The organism is Streptomyces sp. NPDC050535, assembly GCF_044457665.1.
Classification (GTDB): Bacteria; Actinomycetota; Actinomycetes; order Streptomycetales; family Streptomycetaceae; genus Streptomyces.
Window position 1 is genome coordinate 111,772 of sequence record NZ_JBITHE010000022.1, and the last position, 15,820, is coordinate 127,591.

At 71.0% G+C, this 15,820-nt stretch carries 17 protein-coding genes; 9 read left to right on the top strand and 8 right to left on the bottom strand.

Features of this window, described 5'->3' with window-relative positions:
- Nucleotides 1–30: 30 nt before the first annotated feature.
- On the top strand, nt 31–1,020 hold the full coding sequence (gene moaA / locus ACIBLC_RS34545; protein WP_399215329.1) for a GTP 3',8-cyclase MoaA: 990 nt from the start codon (nt 31–33) through the stop codon (nt 1,018–1,020).
- Nucleotides 1,021–1,042: 22 nt separating this feature from the next.
- Here the strand turns inward: moaA and ACIBLC_RS34550 are convergent, their stop codons facing one another.
- A complete protein-coding gene (locus ACIBLC_RS34550; RefSeq protein WP_399215330.1) occupies nt 1,043–1,291 on the bottom strand; it encodes a hypothetical protein in 249 nt (82 codons plus the stop codon).
- 257 nt (nt 1,292–1,548) lie between these two features.
- Entirely contained in the window at nt 1,549–1,938 is a 390-nt protein-coding gene (locus ACIBLC_RS34555) for a DUF3099 domain-containing protein (RefSeq protein ID WP_399215331.1), read from the bottom strand.
- 242 nt (nt 1,939–2,180) lie between these two features.
- On the opposite strand from ACIBLC_RS34555, the gene ACIBLC_RS34560 reads away from it, so the two are divergent.
- Nucleotides 2,181–2,456: a GlsB/YeaQ/YmgE family stress response membrane protein gene (locus tag ACIBLC_RS34560; protein ID WP_399215332.1), complete on the top strand. Its 276-nt coding sequence runs from the start codon at nt 2,181–2,183 to the stop codon at nt 2,454–2,456.
- 67 nt (nt 2,457–2,523) lie between these two features.
- Here ACIBLC_RS34560 and tyrS read toward each other — a convergent pair whose 3' ends face one another.
- The 3 genes from tyrS to ACIBLC_RS34575 are packed head-to-tail and all read right to left on the bottom strand — an operon-like array spanning nt 2,524 to nt 6,760.
- Complete coding sequence (tyrS, locus tag ACIBLC_RS34565; protein WP_399215333.1) at nt 2,524–3,792, bottom strand: tyrosine--tRNA ligase; 1,269 nt, start codon at nt 3,790–3,792, stop codon at nt 2,524–2,526.
- 47 nt (nt 3,793–3,839) lie between these two features.
- Complete coding sequence (locus ACIBLC_RS34570) at nt 3,840–5,240, bottom strand: metallopeptidase TldD-related protein (protein ID WP_399215334.1); 1,401 nt, start codon at nt 5,238–5,240, stop codon at nt 3,840–3,842.
- Nucleotides 5,237–6,760, bottom strand: coding sequence for a TldD/PmbA family protein (locus ACIBLC_RS34575; RefSeq protein WP_399215335.1), 1,524 nt, complete (start codon nt 6,758–6,760; stop codon nt 5,237–5,239). The genes ACIBLC_RS34570 and ACIBLC_RS34575 overlap by 4 nt, the downstream gene beginning before the upstream one ends.
- A 313-nt stretch (nt 6,761–7,073) precedes the next feature.
- Here ACIBLC_RS34575 and fabG point away from each other — a divergent pair, with 313 nt between their 5' ends.
- From fabG to ACIBLC_RS34590, 3 genes are all read left to right on the top strand, one after another.
- On the top strand, nt 7,074–7,793 hold the full coding sequence (gene fabG / locus ACIBLC_RS34580; RefSeq protein ID WP_399215336.1) for a 3-oxoacyl-[acyl-carrier-protein] reductase: 720 nt from the start codon (nt 7,074–7,076) through the stop codon (nt 7,791–7,793).
- Nucleotides 7,794–7,798: 5 nt separating this feature from the next.
- Complete coding sequence (fabI, locus tag ACIBLC_RS34585; protein ID WP_399215337.1) at nt 7,799–8,566, top strand: enoyl-ACP reductase FabI; 768 nt, start codon at nt 7,799–7,801, stop codon at nt 8,564–8,566.
- A 157-nt stretch (nt 8,567–8,723) separates the two neighbouring features.
- On the top strand, nt 8,724–9,074 hold the full coding sequence (locus tag ACIBLC_RS34590; protein ID WP_399215367.1) for a hypothetical protein: 351 nt from the start codon (nt 8,724–8,726) through the stop codon (nt 9,072–9,074).
- A gap of 57 nt (nt 9,075–9,131) precedes the next feature.
- Here the strand turns inward: ACIBLC_RS34590 and ACIBLC_RS34595 are convergent, their stop codons facing one another.
- Nucleotides 9,132–9,812, bottom strand: a complete 681-nt coding sequence (locus tag ACIBLC_RS34595) for a FadR/GntR family transcriptional regulator (protein WP_399215338.1) — start codon at nt 9,810–9,812, stop codon at nt 9,132–9,134.
- A 76-nt stretch (nt 9,813–9,888) separates the two neighbouring features.
- Here ACIBLC_RS34595 and ACIBLC_RS34600 point away from each other — a divergent pair, with 76 nt between their 5' ends.
- The 4 genes from ACIBLC_RS34600 to ACIBLC_RS34615 all read left to right on the top strand — a co-directional run bounded on the left by ACIBLC_RS34600 (nt 9,889) and on the right by ACIBLC_RS34615 (nt 12,489).
- The gene (locus ACIBLC_RS34600; RefSeq protein WP_399215339.1) at nt 9,889–11,256 is read left to right on the top strand and encodes a CynX/NimT family MFS transporter; all 1,368 of its coding nucleotides are present in this window, start codon (nt 9,889–9,891) and stop codon (nt 11,254–11,256) included.
- Nucleotides 11,257–11,323: 67 nt separating this feature from the next.
- Nucleotides 11,324–11,440 carry an SGM_5486 family transporter-associated protein gene (locus tag ACIBLC_RS34605; protein ID WP_365444689.1) on the top strand — a complete coding sequence of 39 codons (117 nt, stop codon included), beginning with the start codon at nt 11,324–11,326 and terminating at the stop codon, nt 11,438–11,440.
- A gap of 204 nt (nt 11,441–11,644) precedes the next feature.
- Nucleotides 11,645–11,857, top strand: a complete 213-nt coding sequence (locus ACIBLC_RS34610) for a hypothetical protein (protein WP_399215340.1) — start codon at nt 11,645–11,647, stop codon at nt 11,855–11,857.
- Nucleotides 11,858–11,970: 113 nt separating this feature from the next.
- Nucleotides 11,971–12,489, top strand: a complete 519-nt coding sequence (locus ACIBLC_RS34615) for a SixA phosphatase family protein (RefSeq protein ID WP_399215341.1) — start codon at nt 11,971–11,973, stop codon at nt 12,487–12,489.
- A 57-nt stretch (nt 12,490–12,546) separates the two neighbouring features.
- Here the strand turns inward: ACIBLC_RS34615 and serB are convergent, their stop codons facing one another.
- Nucleotides 12,547–13,758, bottom strand: coding sequence for a phosphoserine phosphatase SerB (gene serB, locus ACIBLC_RS34620; protein ID WP_399215342.1), 1,212 nt, complete (start codon nt 13,756–13,758; stop codon nt 12,547–12,549).
- A 178-nt stretch (nt 13,759–13,936) separates the two neighbouring features.
- Nucleotides 13,937–15,742, bottom strand: a complete 1,806-nt coding sequence (locus tag ACIBLC_RS34625; RefSeq protein WP_399215343.1) for a streptophobe family protein — start codon at nt 15,740–15,742, stop codon at nt 13,937–13,939.
- Nucleotides 15,743–15,820 lie beyond the last annotated feature (78 nt).

The window sequence follows — 15,820 nt, forward strand, 5'->3', positions numbered from 1 at the left end:
AATGATCCGCATCGAGGGTAGGGGGCCCACGTGCTCATCGACACCTACGGCCGGGTGGCCACCGACCTGAGAGTCTCGCTGACCGACCGCTGCAATCTGCGCTGCACCTACTGCATGCCCGAAGAGGGCCTTCAGTGGCTGGCGAAGCCCGACCTGCTCACCGACGACGAGATCGTCCGCCTCATCGGCATAGCGGTCACCCGCCTCGGCATCACCGAGGTCCGCTTCACCGGCGGTGAGCCCCTGCTGCGCCCCGGCCTCGTCGGCATCGTCGAGCGCGTCGCCGCCCTGGAGCCCCGCCCCCAGATGTCCCTCACCACCAACGGCATCGGCCTCAAGCGCACCGCCGAGGCCCTGAAGTCGGCGGGCCTCGACCGGGTGAACGTATCGCTGGACACCCTGCGCCCCGACGTCTTCAAGACCCTCACCCGCAGGGACCGCCACAAGGACGTCATCGAGGGACTCGAAGCCGCCCACGAGGCCGGCCTGACCCCGGTCAAGATCAACTCGGTCCTGATGCCGGGCCTGAACGAGACCGAGGCCCCGGACCTGCTGGCCTGGGCCGTCGAGCACGACTACGAACTGCGGTTCATCGAGCAGATGCCCCTGGACGCCCAGCACGGCTGGAAGCGCGACGGCATGGTCACCGCCGGTGACATCCTTACCTCGCTGCGCACCCGCTTCGAGCTGACCGAGGAGGGATCCGCCGAGCGGGGCTCCGCGCCCGCCGAGCGCTGGCTCGTCGACGGCGGCCCGCACCGCGTCGGCGTGATCGCCTCGGTCACCCGCCCGTTCTGCTCGGCCTGCGACCGCACCCGTCTCACGGCCGACGGCCAGGTCCGCACCTGCCTGTTCGCCTCCGAGGAGACCGACCTGCGCGCCGCTCTGCGTTCGGACGCTCCCGACGAGGAGATCGCCCGCGTCTGGCGGGTCGCGATGTGGGGCAAGAAGGCGGGGTCCGGCCTGGACGACCCCTCGTTCCTCCAGCCGGACCGGCCGATGTCGGCGATCGGCGGCTGACCGGCCGACGGCCGGCGTACCCCTACGGCCGGCGGGCTTCCTCGGACTCCCACCCCGCCAGGGGCACCACGTCCTTCAGGAATCCGCGCACACCGAGGAACTTGGACAGGTGTTCGCGATGCTCCTCGCACGCGAGCCACGTCTTGCGTCGCTCCGGAGTGTGCAGCTTCGGGTTGTTCCACGCGAGCACCCACTCCGCGTCCGCACGGCAGGCCTTGGCCGAGCACTGGGGAGTGGAGGGAGCGGCATCGGGGAAGAGCGGGAAGGTCACGCACCCACCCTAATCCGCTCCGGAAACGGCTCCGGAAACCGCTCCGAAAAGGCGACGCCGAGCAGCCACGGGGGGAGCTGCCCGGCGTCGGTCCGTCGCTCCGACGGGGGATGCGGAGCGCGTACGAAGTATGTCACGGGGGACCCGGTGCCTGGCACCTGAACAACATGATTGATCTGAGCTTTTCTTGAGCTTGGAGCACACTTGGATTCCGTTTTCGGGGGATCCTCCGTGGTCGGCTCGGGGCGGCGCCGGGGTCAGCCCGGCTCGTACGGTTCGGCCCGCAGCCGTGCCCCCGGGTCGCCCGTGACGTCCTCCGCCACGGGCTCCGCGAAGCCCTCCTGTCGCGGCGGCGCGATCATCGGACGGGTGGGGGCGGCGATGAACGTCGAGGGCAGCGACGGCACGTTCTCACGGCCCGCGTTGGCGATCACCACGGAGACGTACGGGAGAAGTACGCCCAGTACCAGGGCGACGACGGCGACATGACGCTCGACGTTCCAGAGGACGGCGGTGAGGATCACGGCGACCGTGCGAACGGACATCGAGATGACATAGCGACGCTGCCTGCGGCGTACGTCCTCGTCGAGCCCCTGCCTGGCCCCGGTGATCCGGTAGACCTGGCTGTTGCCCCGCTTCCGCGGCACCTTCCACCACCCGCCCGTGTCGGACTCTCCCCGGCCCGTACCCAGTCCGGACCCGGTCAGGGAGTCGGGCCCGAACGGCGTCCACGTTACGCCGTGGCTGCGTCGTCTTCGAGACCGGGGCCTGTCCTGCCGGGCCGAACCCGATGCGTCGTACCGCGTATGGCTCCGCCCGACATGCGCCGTATGGCGGACGGTCCGACACTGGGCGAAACGCTCGCGTAGAGCCGTACTAGGAGGCAGTCATGGGCTGGTTGTGGGCGATCATCGTCGGGTTTGTGCTGGGCCTGCTGGCCAAGGCCATCCTTCCGGGCAAACAGCACAGCCCGCTCTGGCTGACCACCGTCTTCGGCATCATCGGTGCCGTCGTCGGCAACGCGATCGCCCGGGCCATGGGGATCGACGAGACGAGCGGCATCGACTGGGGCCGGCACGCGCTTCAGCTGGTGGCGGCTCTCGTCATCGTCTTCCTGGGCGACATGGCCTACATGGCGGTGCGCGGCAACAAACAGCGGGCCTGAGCGTCCGTACCACGCGGCGAAGGGGCGGACCTTCCACAGGTCCGCCCCTTCGCCGTACGTACGACCTTCAGCTCCCCGTGACCTCCACGGCCGCCAGGTTCTTCTTGCCCCGGCGCAGGACCAGCCAGCGCCCGTGCAGCAGGTCCTCCCTGGCGGGGACCGCGTCCTCGGCGGGGACCTTCTTGTTGTTCACGTAGGCGCCGCCCTCCTTGACCGTGCGGCGCGCGGCCGACTTGCTGGCCACGAGGCCGACCTCGGCGAAGAGGTCCACCACGAGTCCCGGCTCGGCGACCTGGATGTGCGGCACCTCGGAGAGGGCCGCGGTCAGCGTCCGCTCGTCGAGCTCGGCCAGCTCGCCCTGCCCGAAGAGGGCCTTGGACGCGGCGACCACGGCGGACGTCTGGCCGGCGCCGTGCACCAGCGTCGTCAGCTCCTCCGCGAGCGCGCGCTGGGCCGCGCGGGCCTGCGGGCGCTCCTCGGTCTGCTTCTCCAGCTCTTCGATCTCCTCGTGGGACCTGAAGCTGAAGATGCGCAGGAACTTGGAGACGTCCCGGTCGTCCGCGTTCAGCCAGAACTGGTAGAACGCGTACGGCGTGGTCATCCCGGCGTCCAGCCAGATCGTGCCGGACTCCGTCTTGCCGAACTTGGTGCCGTCCGCCTTGGTGATCAGCGGCGTGCCAAGCGCGTGCACCACGGCCTCCGGCTCGACCCGGTGGATCAGGTCGGTGCCCGAGGTGAGGTTGCCCCACTGGTCGCTGCCGCCGGTCTGCAGTGTGCAGCCGTGCCTGCGGTACAGCTCCAGAAAGTCCATGCCCTGCAGGATCTGGTAGCTGAACTCCGTGTAGCTGATGCCCGCGTCGGAGTTGAGCCGCCGGGAGACGGCCTCCTTCGCGATCATCTTGTTGACCCGGAAGTGCTTGCCGATGTCCCGGAGGAACTCGATGGCCGAGAGGCCCTGGGTCCAGTCCAGGTTGTTGACCATCACCGCGGCGTTCGGACCCTCGAAGTCCAGCAGCGGTGCGATCTGCGCACGCAGCCGGCCCACCCACTCGGCGACGACCTCGGGGGAGTTCAGTGTGCGCTCGGAGTTCGGCTTCGGGTCACCGATCAGGCCGGTGGCGCCTCCGACCAGACCCAGCGGGCGATTGCCCGCCTGCTGGATCCGGCGCATCGTGAGGATCTGCACGAGGTTGCCGAGATGCAGGCTCGGCGCGGTCGGGTCGAAGCCGCAATAGAACGTGACGGGACCGTCCGCGAACGCCTTGCGCAATGCGTCCTCGTCAGTGGAGAGGGCGATCAGCCCCCGCCACTGCAGTTCGTCGACGATGTCCGTCACGGTTCCCGGTCTCCTTCGAAGGTCTGGTGGTCAATTCCCGTACGAGGTTATACGCCCTGACTGACAGAGCTCATATTGAAGTCCGGTACCCGCAGGGCCGGCATCGCGGCCCTGGTGAACCAGTCGCCCCATTCCCTGGGCAGCGTCTTCTCCGTGCGCCCCGCCTCCGTCGCCCGGCCCAGCAGGCCCACCGGCGACTCGTTGAACCGGAAGTTGTTCACCTCGCCGACGACCTCGCCGTTCTCCACGAGGTAGACGCCGTCCCGGGTCAGCCCCGTCAGCAGCAGGGTCGCCGGGTCGACCTCGCGGATGTACCAGAGGCAGGTCAGCAGCAGGCCGCGCTCGGTGGCGGCGACCATCTCGTCCAGGGAGCGGTCGTCACCGCCGTCCAGGATCAGGTTGCTGATCGACGGCGCCACCGGGAGTCCGGTCACGCCGGCGCTGTGCCGGGTGGTGGTCAGGTGCTTCAGCTCGCCGGCGCCGACCCAGTCGGTCGCCTTGAGGGGCAGCCCGTTGTCGAACACCGACGCGTCGTCGCCGGAGGAGTGCGTGAGGACGAACGGCGCGGTCTCGAGCCCCGGCTCGTGCGGGTCGCTGCGCAGTGTCAGCGGCAGGTCCGTGAGCCGGTCGCCGACGCGGGTGCCGCCACCGGGCTTGCTGAACACCGTCCGGCCCTCGGCCGCGTCCCGGGCGGACGCCGACCACAGCTGGTAGATCAGCAGGTCCGCGACGGCGGTCGGCGGCAACAGCGTCTCGTACCGCCCGGCGGGCAGTTCGATACGCCGCTCCGCCCATCCCAGCCGTACGGCCAGCTCGGCGTCCAGCGCCGCCGGGTCGACGTCCTTGAAGTCCCGGGTCGCCCGACCCGCCCACGCCGAACGCGTACGGTCCGGCGACTTGGCGTTGAGCTCCAGCGTCCCCTTGGGCTGGTCGTGCCGCAGGCGCAGCCCCGTCGACGTACCGAGGTAGCTGGACACCAGCTCGTGGTACGCGAACCCGTATAGCTCGCGTCCGCCCTCACGCGCGCGGGCGAACGACTCACCGAGCGCCGGCGCGAAGTCCCCGAACACGGCGGAGGACGTCTCGGCGGGCCCGTCCGTGAAGTCGGGGGACTCCGGCACGCCGGAGACGAGGGGCTGGGCGTCCTCGGCCGGACCCGCGCTCCGCGCCGCCGCCTCCGCGGCCCGCACCAGGGGCTCCAGCTCGTCGGCGGTCACGGCCGAGCGCGAGACGACCCCCGACGCCGTTCCCTCACGGCCGTCGACGGTGGCGATCACGGTGAGCGTGCGCCCGCGCGTCACGCCGTTCGTGGTCAGCGCGTTGCCCGCCCAGCGCAGGTTCGCGGTCGACTCCTCGTCGGCGATCACCACGCAGCCGTCGGCGCGGGAGAGTCCGAGGGCGCGCTCGACGACCTCGTGCGGCTTGTTCGTACGAGACGTCGTGCTCATCGACCGGCCTCCTGCGTGGTGTTGAGAATGTTGACGCCCTTGAAGAGGGCCGACGGGCAGCCGTGCGAGACCGCCGCTACCTGGCCCGGCTGGGCCTTGCCGCAGTTGAAGGCACCGCCCAGTACGTACGTCTGCGGTCCGCCGACGGCCGCCATCGATCCCCAGAAGTCGGTGGTCGTCGCCTGGTACGCGACATCGCGCAGCTGGCCCGTGATCCGGCCGTTCTCGATCCTGAAGAAGCGCTGCCCGGTGAACTGGAAGTTGTAGCGCTGCATGTCGATGCTCCAGGACCGGTCGCCGACGACGTAGATGCCCCGGTCGACGCTTCCGATCAGGTCCTCGGTCGAGAGCCCCGCGGGATCCGGCCGGAGCGACACGTTCGCCATCCGCTGCACCGGCACATGGCCGGGGGAGTCGGCGTACGCGCACCCGTTGGACCGCTCGAACCCGGTCAGCCGCGCGATCCGCCGGTCCAGCTGGTACCCGACCAGCGTGCCGTCCTTCACCAGGTCCCAGGACTGTCCTGCGACACCCTCGTCGTCGTAGCCGACGGACGCGAGGCCGTGCTCGGCGGTGCGGTCGCCGGTGACGTTCATCAGCTCGGAGCCGTACCTCAGCTTGCCGAGCTGGTCGAAGGTGGCGAAGGAGGTGCCGGCGTACGCGGCCTCGTAGCCCAGCGCCCGGTCCAGTTCGGTGGCGTGGCCGATGGACTCGTGGATGGTCAGCCACAGGTTCGACGGGTCGACGACCAGGTCGTACAGCCCCGCGTCGACGCTCGGGGCGCGCATCTTCTCGGCGAGCAACTCCGGAATCCGCTCCAGCTCGGACTCCCAGTCCCAGCCGGTGCCCGTCAGGTACTCCCAGCCGCGCCCGGCCGGCGGCGCGATGGTCCGCATCGAGTCGAACTCGCCGCTGGACTCGTCGACGGCGACGGCGTTCAGCTGCGGGTGCAGCCGTACGCGCTGCTGCGTGGTCACGGTCCCCGCGGTGTCGGCGTAGAACTTGTTCTCGTGCACGGTCAGCAGTGAGGCGTCGACATGGCTGACGCCGTCGGCCGCCAGCAGCCGCGCGCTCCACTCCGCCAGCAGCCCGGCCTTCTCCTCGGCCGGTACGGAGAAGGGGTCGATGTCGTACGCCGAGACCCATGTCCGCTCGGCGTGCACCGGCTCGTCCGCCAGCTCGACGCGCTCGTCGGATCCGGCGGCCTTGATCACCTGGGCCGACAGCTTCGCCATCGCGACGGCCTGCGACGCGACCTTCGCGGCCGCGTCCATCGTCAGATCCACCCCGGACGCGAACCCCCAGGTCCCGCCGTGCACCACCCGCACCGCGTACCCGAGGTCCGTGGTGTCCGAGGACCCGGCGGGCTTGGCGTCCCGCAGCCGCCAGGCCGCGCTGCGCACCCGCTCGAACCGGAAGTCGGCGTGGTCGGCGCCGAGAGCCCGGGCCCGCGCGAGCGCGGCGTCGGCCAGGGCGCGCAGCGGTAGGGCCGTGAAGGCTTCGTCGATGGAATGAGGCACGGAGGTCTCCCTGCTGTCGTGGCCTGTCGGTCCGATCATGTCGCGCGGGCGGGGTCGGAGGCCATGTCTTTCCGTTGACCTGCGGCATCTTTCGGGCGGCCGGGCTCTTTTCCACCCGGCGGACCACGGGGCTTCGGCCCGGCGGGGCACGGCTTTCCGTCCGGCCGGCCACGGCTTTCTGTAGAGACCCGACAGGTCGCGGAGTGAGCCACTGTCGGTGCTCGATTCTCCGCAAGCCGGGCGGGACCGATAGGTTTTCGAGTAAGGCGCCTGTCCCGCAGGGGCTTCGGACCGTTATCGAAAGGGTGATCTGTTGAGCCGCTCGGTTCTCGTCACCGGAGGCAACCGGGGCATCGGCCTCGCCATCGCCCGCGCGTTCGCCGAGACCGGCGACAAGGTCGCGATCACATACCGCTCCGGTGAGCCGCCGGCCGCGCTCGTCGAACTGGGCTGCCTCGCGGTGAAGTGCGACATCACCGACACCGAGCAGGTGGAGCAGGCCTACAAGGAGATCGAGGCCGAGCACGGTCCGGTCGAGGTGCTGATCGCCAACGCCGGCATCACCAAGGACCAGCTCCTGATGCGCATGTCCGAGGAGGACTTCGCCTCCGTCGTCGACACCAACCTCACGGGCACCTTCCGCGTGGTGAAGCGGGCCAACCGGGCCATGCTGCGCGCCAAGAAGGGCCGCGTCGTGCTGATCTCCTCGGTCGTGGGGCTGCTCGGCTCCGCGGGGCAGGCGAACTACGCCGCCTCCAAGGCCGGCCTGGTCGGGTTCGCTCGCTCGCTCGCCCGTGAACTCGGCTCGCGCAACATCACCTTCAACGTCGTCGCCCCCGGTTTCGTCGACACCGACATGACCAAGGTGCTCACCGACGAGCAGCGCGCGGGCATCGTGAAGCAGGTGCCGCTGGGCCGGTACGCGCGACCGGAGGAGATCGCCGCGACGGTGCGGTTCCTCGCCTCGGACGACGCCTCGTACATCACTGGAGCCGTCATTCCCGTAGACGGCGGATTGGGCATGGGTCACTGATCACCATGAGCGGAATTCTCGAGGGCAAGCGCGTCCTGATCAGCGGTGTGCTGATGGAGTCCTCCATCGCCTTCCACACCGCCAGGCTGGCCCAGGAGCAGGGCGCCGAGATCATCCTGACCGCGTTCCCGCGGCCCACGCTGACCGAGCGCATCGCCAGGAAGCTTCCCAAGCCCACCAAGGTCATCGAGCTCGACGTCAGCAACGACGAGCACCTGGCCCGGCTGGCCGACCTGGTCGGCGAGGAGCTCGGCGGTCTCGACGGCGTCGTCCACTCCATCGGCTTCGCCCCGCAGGACGCCCTCGGCGGCAACTTCCTCAACACCCCGTTCGAGTCGGTCGCCACGGCCATGCACGTCTCCGCCTTCTCCCTGAAGTCGCTGACGATGGCCTGTCTGCCGCTGATGCAGAACGGCGGCTCGGTCGTCGGTCTCACCTTCGACGCGCAGTACGCCTGGCCGCAGTACGACTGGATGGGCCCGGCCAAGGCCGCCCTGGAGGCCACCAGCCGCTACATGGCACGCGACCTGGGCAAGCAGAACATCCGCTGCAACCTCATCTCCGCGGGCCCGATCGGCTCCATGGCAGCCAAGTCCATCCCGGGCTTCGGCGAGCTCGCCGCCGTCTGGGACTCCCGCGCCCCGCTGGAGTGGGACCTCAAGGACCCGGAGCCGGCCGGCCGCGGTGTCGTCGCCCTGCTGAGCGACTGGTTCCCGAAGACCACCGGCGAGATCATCCACGTGGACGGCGGTCTGCACGCCATCGGTGCGTGACAAAGCGCGGCGCTACGTCGACGACGCCCCGTTTCCCGCAGCGCGCGGGGAGCGGGGCGTCACCCGTTAGGCCCTGTCGGCCGGGCGGACGGGGCCGGTAACCGCACACCCTGGAGTACGCGTTCCCCTCCCCAGCATGGCCGAGGAGGTCTCCCTTGTGCGCCTGTCACACCGTTTCGCCCCGGTGCCGGCCGCCCTGGCACTTCTTGTCGCGATGCCCTTCGACGCGGCCTCCCGTCCCACGGGAACGACCGCCCACGCGCGCGTGGACGACGCAAGGCCCTTCGGCGCCGCCTGCCGCACCGCCGTCGACGGTTCGCGGGTGACCGTGTACTGCCACAACCCGTATCCGGAGACCGACCGGGTCGGCCTGCACGTCGAGTGCGAGCGCTGGTGGGACATCGACAGCGACGGCGTCCCGGTCGGCGCGGGGCCCGCGGAGACCGTACGCCTGACCGGCCGGTGCTGGAAGGAAGTGCGCTCGGTCTGGGTCAGCCACCAGAAGTGACGCCCGGCTCGCTCGCGGATCCGCCGTGTCGGTTACCGGAGGCGACGCCCGGCCCGCTCACGGGCCGAGCCGCCCCGGACGGCACAGGAACGGATAGCCCGCGGCCTCCGTGGCGGCCGCCTCCGCGTCACCGACGCGGATCGCGTCCACCAGCCGGGCGTGGTCCATGTACGTCTCCGGCGTCAGCTCCTCGCCGATGTCCTCGCGCAGCCAGTCGCGCAGCACCTCGCCCAGGTCCGCGTACATCGCCGTCATGACGTCGTTGTGGGACGCGGCCACCACCGCCAGGTGGAAGGTCGCGTCGACGGCCACGAAGGCCTCCGCGTCGCCGGACTCCCAGGCCTCCTCACGACTTACGAGCAGGCCGTCCAGCTGCTTGAGATCGCGCTCGGTGCGCCGCTCGGCGGCCAGCTTCGCGGCGCTCGACTCCAGCGTGGAACGCAGCTCGGCGATGTGCCGCGGATCGGCGTCCGCGAAGCGGCGGTGCATCACACCCGCCAGTTCACTGGTGGCCAGCACGTAGGTTCCCGAGCCCTGGCGGATGTCGAGCAGACCGTTGTGCGCGAGGGCGCGGACGGCCTCGCGGACCGTGTTGCGGGCGACGCCCAGCAGCTCGACCAGCTCCTGTTCGGTCGGGATGCGAGAGCCCACCGGCCACTCGGCCGAGGTGATCTGGTTCCGGAGTTCGGCGATGACCTGCTCGGACAGTGCCGAACGGCGGGGGTGGCTCAGCGGCATGACGGTCCTTCGTACGGGGCCGGAGGCTCCGGAGACTAACGCAGGGGGATTGGACAGCCAATCATCCCATGATTCTATGATGGGTGACATGGCGAGCGAGGAGACCCGGACGATGCCGTCCACACCCACACCCATACGCAGTTCCGCGGGCACCGGGACGGAGTCCGAGGCCCCGACGCCCCCCACGCGCGCGTGGATGACACGTCTGGTGGTCGTCGGGATCGTTCTCGCCGCCCTCAACCTGCGCCCCGCGATCACGAGCCTCGGCGCCCTGCTGGAAGAGGTACGCGACGGGCTCGGCATGAGCGGCAGCGTCGCCGGGCTGCTCACCTCCGTGCCGCCGCTCTGCTTCGCCGCCTTCGGGGTCATGGCACCACGGCTCGCCCGCCGCTTCGGGCCGGGTGCCGTCGTCTGCGCCGGCATGGTCGCCATCGCGGCGGGCCTGGCGATCCGGCCGTACGCCGGGAACACGGCCGGCTTCCTGGCCGCCACCGCGCTCGCGCTGATGGGCATCGCCGTCAGCAACGTGCTGATGCCGGTGATCGTCAAGCGCTGGTTCCCCGACCGGGTCGGCTCCATGACCGGCCTGTACTCGATGGCCCTGGCCCTCGGCACCTCGGCCGCGGCGGCGGTCACCGTGCCCATGACCGACGCCCTGGGCGGCAGTTGGCGATCCGGGCTCGTGGTGTGGGCGGGGCTGGCGGCCGTGGCCGTACTGCCGTGGATACCGCTCGCGCGCGTGCGGGGGGCCGTTTCCGAGGGCTCCGGGCGGCGGGGGCGTGCCGGCGGCTCCGGCTCCCGGGGGACCGCCACCGGCACCGGCACCGCCCGGCCCGTGACCGATGACCTCCGGATCACCCGGAGCCGTACCGCCTGGGCGCTCGCCGTGTTCTTCGGGCTTCAGGCCACCGCCGCCTACATCACGATGGGCTGGATGGCGCAGATCTTCCGCGACGCGGGAGTCTCCGCGGGCACCGCGGGCCTGCTCCTCGCCGTCACGATGGTGATGGGCGTGCCGCTGGCGTTCGTCATCCCGCGCCTGGCCACCCGGCTGCCGCACCAGGGGCCGATCGTCGTCGCGCTCGGCGTCTGCGGCCTCGCCGGGTACGCGGGTCTCTACCTCGCCCCGGCGGGCGGCGCCTGGGCCTGGGCCGTGCTGCTCGGTGTCTCCAACTGCGCCTTCCCGCTGGCCCTCACGATGGTCGGCATGCGGGCGAGGACCGGAGCGGGCGTGGCCAAGCTGTCGGCCTTCGCCCAGAGCGCCGGCTATCTGCTGTCCATCCCCGGACCGCTCCTGGTGGGCGTGCTCTACCAGCACAGCGGCGGCTGGGGGCTGCCCCTCGCGCTCATGGCGGGGCTGATGGTTCCGCAGATCGCCGTGGGCGTCCTCGCGGGCCGGGACCGCACCGTGGAGGACGAGGCCGCGCGCCGGACGCAGCCGTGAGGGCGCGCCCCTCGGGGTGGCGACCCCACCCGTGAGGGTGTGGGCGAAGAGTGGGACACTGGGCGGTATGCCAGTGCTCGATCCGAACCCCCAGAACGGCCAGAAGAAGATGCTGCTCGTCTTCGGCACGTTCCTCGCCATCACCGTGATCATCGGCATCATCGCGACGATCGCCTCACCCTGACCGGCGTGCTGTCGCGGTGTCCGGCGGCCCTTCAGGGGCACGCCCGGCGTCCATGGTGGTGCTAGCCCCACCATCCCCTAGGGGGTGAGTGTCAGGGTCAAGTGGGTGGATCACCGGATGGGTTGAGGGCTCCGGTTTCCGTAACTTCGAGTTGTGGCCGCGAGGACGCGACCCACGGAGCGCTCGAGGACCCACGGAGGCGGCATGTCGGCCCCTACGCACACCCGGCACCACCCGGCTACCAAGGGCCGCATCGAGATCCACCTGCCCTGGTGGGCCCTCGCGCTGCCGACGCTCGCGTTCGTCACGCTGCTGCTCCTGATACTCAATCCGGCGGACGCGCACGCGGCGGGCACCCCCGCGATCACCGACGTCTTCGAGCAGGTCCAGCGGACGGTTCTGCACCAGACGCCGTGATCCAGGCGCCCTCGGCCCTCTCTTTCCCCTGCCCTAGGGCCCTCGTCACCCCTCCCGGGGCAGCGACCCAACTCCCTGCGCCCCATGGCGTGTTTCATGCGAAGCTGGGACACATGAGCGTCGCAGAACCCCGCAGGATTGTCCTTTTCCGGCATGCGAAAGCCGACTGGCCACAGGTGTCCGACCACGAGAGGCCGCTCGCCGACCGGGGCCGCATGGACGCGGCGACCGCCGGACGCAAGCTGGCCGACACCGGCATCCCCTTCGATCTGGCCCTCTGCTCCACCTCGGCCCGGACCCGCGAGACGTGGAAGCTCGCCGTCCATGAGCTCGCGCACCGGCCGAAGACGGTCTACGAGGAGCGGCTCTACGAAGCCTCGCCCGGCGAGTTGATCACCGTACTCAACGAAACCCCCGACGAGGCGCAGGACGTGGTCCTGATCGGCCACAACCCAGGAGTGCAGGGCCTCGCCGACATCCTGGCCGGACAGGCCGAGGGCGACGCCCGCACCCGGATGAGCGGCCGGGGGTTCCCCGCCGCCGCCTTCGCGGTGCTCTCCTTCGACGGCTCCTGGAAATCCCTGGAGCCCGGAGTGGCCACGCTGACCGACTACTGGGCGCCCAGCGACTAGTCCGACCCAGCCGAAGCACAGGAGCCCGGCACCGTCACGGTGCCGGGCCCCTGTCGCTCAGTGGTCGTCCAGATGCATGTCCGCCGCCTCGACCTCTTCGCGCGTGACACCCAGCAGATACAGGACGGTGTCCAGGAACGGGAAGTTCACGGCGGTGTGCGCGGCCTCGCGTACGACCGGCTTGGCGTTGAACGCGACGCCGAGACCGGCCGCGTTGAGCATGTCGAGGTCGTTGGCCCCGTCGCCGATCGCCACCGTCTGGGCGAGCGGCACACCCGCCTCGGCGGCGAACCGGCGCAGCAGACGCGCCTTGCCCGCGCGGTCCACGATCTCGCCGGTGACCCTGCCGGTCAGCTTCCCGTCGGCGATCTCCAGGGTGTTGGCCTGCGCGAAGTCCAGCCCGAGCCGCTCCTTGAGGTCATCGGTGACCTGCGTGAACCCGCCGGAGACGACGCCGACTTGGAAGCCGAGCCGCTTCAGCGTACGGATCAGCGTGCGCGCGCCCGGCGTCAGCCGGACCTCCTCGCGCACCTTGTTCACCACCGAGGCGTCCAGCCCCTTCAGCAGCGCCACGCGCGCGTGCAGCGACTGCTCGAAGTCCAGCTCGCCGCGCATCGCGGCAGCCGTCACCTCGGCGACCTCCACCTCGCAGCCGGCGTGCGCGGCGAAGAGCTCGATCACCTCGTCCTGGATGAGCGTCGAGTCCACATCCATGACGACCAGCCGCTGGGCCCTGCGGTGCAGCCCGGCCGCGACCACCGCGATATCGACGCCGAGCCCCGCGGCCTCGGGTGCCAGAGCGGTGCGGAGCGTCGCGGTCTCCGTACCCGACACCGCGAACTCGACCGCTGTGACCGGGTACTTGGCGAGCCGGAAGATCCGGTCGATGTTGCCGCCGGTCTTCGTGATCCGGGCGGCGATCGAGGCCGTCGACTCCGCCGTGAGCGGGTGCCCGAGCACGGTGACGAGCGAGCGCCCGAGCCCGCGCGGCCGGTTGTCACCGAGGCCGGAGATGATCTCCGCCTGCATCTTCATCGACTCCGCCCAGCTGTGGACGGTGGCCCGCAGATCGCCCTCGAGGCCGCCGGGCGGCTCGGTCACGAGCGCGCACAGCACCATCCGGCCACGGGTGACGACCTGCTCGATGTCGACGACGTCGACGGAGTAGGCGGCGAGAGTGTCGAAGAGCCCGGCGGTGATGCCCGGCCGGTCCTTGCCGAAGATCTTGACGAGAAGTGTGGGGACATCAGAGGTCTGCGATGCGCTCATGGTGGTATCCACCGTATCGGGCACCCTGTGGCTTCCGCCCCCGAGGTCCGCCCTGCGGACAGGAAACACTGGGTGTCCGCTTTGTGGCGCGGGCGTTTCCCGGCGGTGACGAGAACACCGCTCAACGGTCGTTCCGGGCACCGGTCATTCCGGGCACCGGTCGTTTCGAGCCCGGGGGTCAGTCCCGGCGCCGGGACCTCCCCGGCGGCGGTGGCGGCGGCCCCTCCCCGGGCGGTGGCGGCGGCGGGGGAGGCATGCCCCCCGGCCGCCGCTTCGACGGTCCGGGCGGCGGCGTGTACGGCCCGATCACCGTCGGCGCGCCGTACACGTCGGGAGGCCGCCCCCGCTCAGGAGGCCGCCCCTGCTCGGGAGGCCGTCGCCGGTCGGCGGGCCGGCTGTTCTCCGGCGCCCGCAGTTCGTCGGGCAGCACCAGATACGGATTGGTGTCGGGGTTCGGCGCCCGGTGCGGCGCACCCGGGCTGTACGGTCCCGGCTGCCCGGCGGGGAGTTCCGTGGACCCCTGCGCGACCGGAGCCGTGACGGCACCCCGTGCCAGCGGCGCGGCCCGGTGCCCCGCCGCCCCGCTCGCGTACGCCAGCAGTGCTCCCGCCGCGCCCGTGCCGGCGCCCCACAGCGCGCCGAGCAGCAGCGCCATGCCCAACTGCCCGTGCAGTTCGATCCCAGCGCCGAAGGCGTCGAAGCCGAGTACCGACAGCGAGGCGTCCACGGACACCTCCGTCAGCCACATCAGCAGGGGCAGCGCGAGTGCCGTCGCCACCCCGAGCCGAAGAGCGCAGCGCCCCGCGAACCCGAGGGCACCCTGTCCTCGTACAACTGTGGCAGCCGGTACTCCGGCGACGGCGGCATCCCGGGCCCGTACGAATGGCGTACGGGCGGCGGCCAGTACCCCCGCGAACAGCATCGTCATCGCCGCCGCGACCCCCAACAGCCAGACGCGGCCGTCCAGTTCGGCGAGCCGGCCGAGGGTGACCGGCTGGTCGGAGTCGATGCTGAGGAGCTTGTCCACGGGGTCCGGCAGCAGTTTGGCGAGTTCTCCCGTGGCCTGGCCGTCCACCGGCACCAGGAGGCCGATCGGGATGCCGAGCCACACACCGTTGGGTGCGCCGAGCAGGGCCGCGCCCGCGATCCGCTTGGGGTTGTCGTCGCCGATCGCCGCGTACGCCGCCGCCGCGAACCCCGCGAGGACCGCCACCAGCAACACCGTGACCAGCGCGGACACGGCCGGCCGTACCACCCGGTGCACGCCGTCCCAGCCACGCGGCAGTGGCGTACGCCGGGAGGCGAGCAGCGCGATCAGCAGGATCCCGGCGACCCAGGCCGCACCGCCGAGCAGCGTCGGCACGGTGTCGACGGTGAAGCCCACGGCCGCCTTCGCGTCCACGAGGTCGCCGACCTGGTCGGGCAGCAGCCCTCCGATGTCCCCGATGTCCCCGAGCCCGCCGGGGAGCTGGTCGGTGATGTCGCCCAGTCCGCCGCCGCCCGGCACCTGGTCGAGCCCGAGCTTGCTCCCGTCGATGGTGATGATGTCGTGTCCGGCCCAGGCGAGCCCGCCGAGCATCGCCACGAAGAGGGCGACGACCGAGCCCGCGCGCGTGAGGAGCTCGGACGCCGCGATGACGGCTCCCGCTCCGCGCAGGGACCGTAAGAAGAACCAGGAGAGCAGGAGCGCGCCCACGAGGCCCACACCCAGTGGCGTGATCTGTATGGCCGTGGTCGCCTCCGCCCCTTTCAGGCCGAAGGCGGACACATCGCCGGACGGCGTGACCGAACCACCCGCCCCGAGCGCCACAACGGCAGCGGTCATCGGCCCCAGGGAGCTGGCCGTGTCCGCGCCGAGCAGATGCAGACCCAGTGCGGCGGTGCCGGCCATGCCGATCAACGCCCAGCTCACGGCGGCGACCGCGGACAGTAATACGTCTCCCCACGGCATGCCCCTGCCGTGCCCAGTGGTCCCGATGCTCATGATCAGCCCCCCGATCCGCGCCGCGGCGAACCACCGCGCATGTCCCCCTCGCGTGGGATTACCACTCTCCGGGCCGGT

Bases quoted from the DNA above. Each gene is read 5' to 3' on its own strand.
- ACIBLC_RS34625 (WP_399215343.1), bottom strand. From the start codon at position 15,742: ATGAGCATCGGGACCACTGGGCACGGCAGGGGCATGCCGTGGGGAGAC.
- ACIBLC_RS34570 (WP_399215334.1), bottom strand. From the start codon at position 5,240: ATGAGCACGACGTCTCGTACGAACAAGCCGCACGAGGTCGTCGAGCGC.
- serB (WP_399215342.1), bottom strand. From the start codon at position 13,758: ATGAGCGCATCGCAGACCTCTGATGTCCCCACACTTCTCGTCAAGATC.
- ACIBLC_RS34595 (WP_399215338.1), bottom strand. From the start codon at position 9,812: ATGCCGCTGAGCCACCCCCGCCGTTCGGCACTGTCCGAGCAGGTCATC.
- ACIBLC_RS34610 (WP_399215340.1), top strand. From the start codon at position 11,645: ATGTCGGCCCCTACGCACACCCGGCACCACCCGGCTACCAAGGGCCGC.
- ACIBLC_RS34560 (WP_399215332.1), top strand. From the start codon at position 2,181: ATGGGCTGGTTGTGGGCGATCATCGTCGGGTTTGTGCTGGGCCTGCTG.
- ACIBLC_RS34605 (WP_365444689.1), top strand. From the start codon at position 11,324: ATGCCAGTGCTCGATCCGAACCCCCAGAACGGCCAGAAGAAGATGCTG.
- fabI (WP_399215337.1), top strand. From the start codon at position 7,799: ATGAGCGGAATTCTCGAGGGCAAGCGCGTCCTGATCAGCGGTGTGCTG.
- ACIBLC_RS34600 (WP_399215339.1), top strand. From the start codon at position 9,889: ATGATGGGTGACATGGCGAGCGAGGAGACCCGGACGATGCCGTCCACA.
- ACIBLC_RS34615 (WP_399215341.1), top strand. From the start codon at position 11,971: ATGAGCGTCGCAGAACCCCGCAGGATTGTCCTTTTCCGGCATGCGAAA.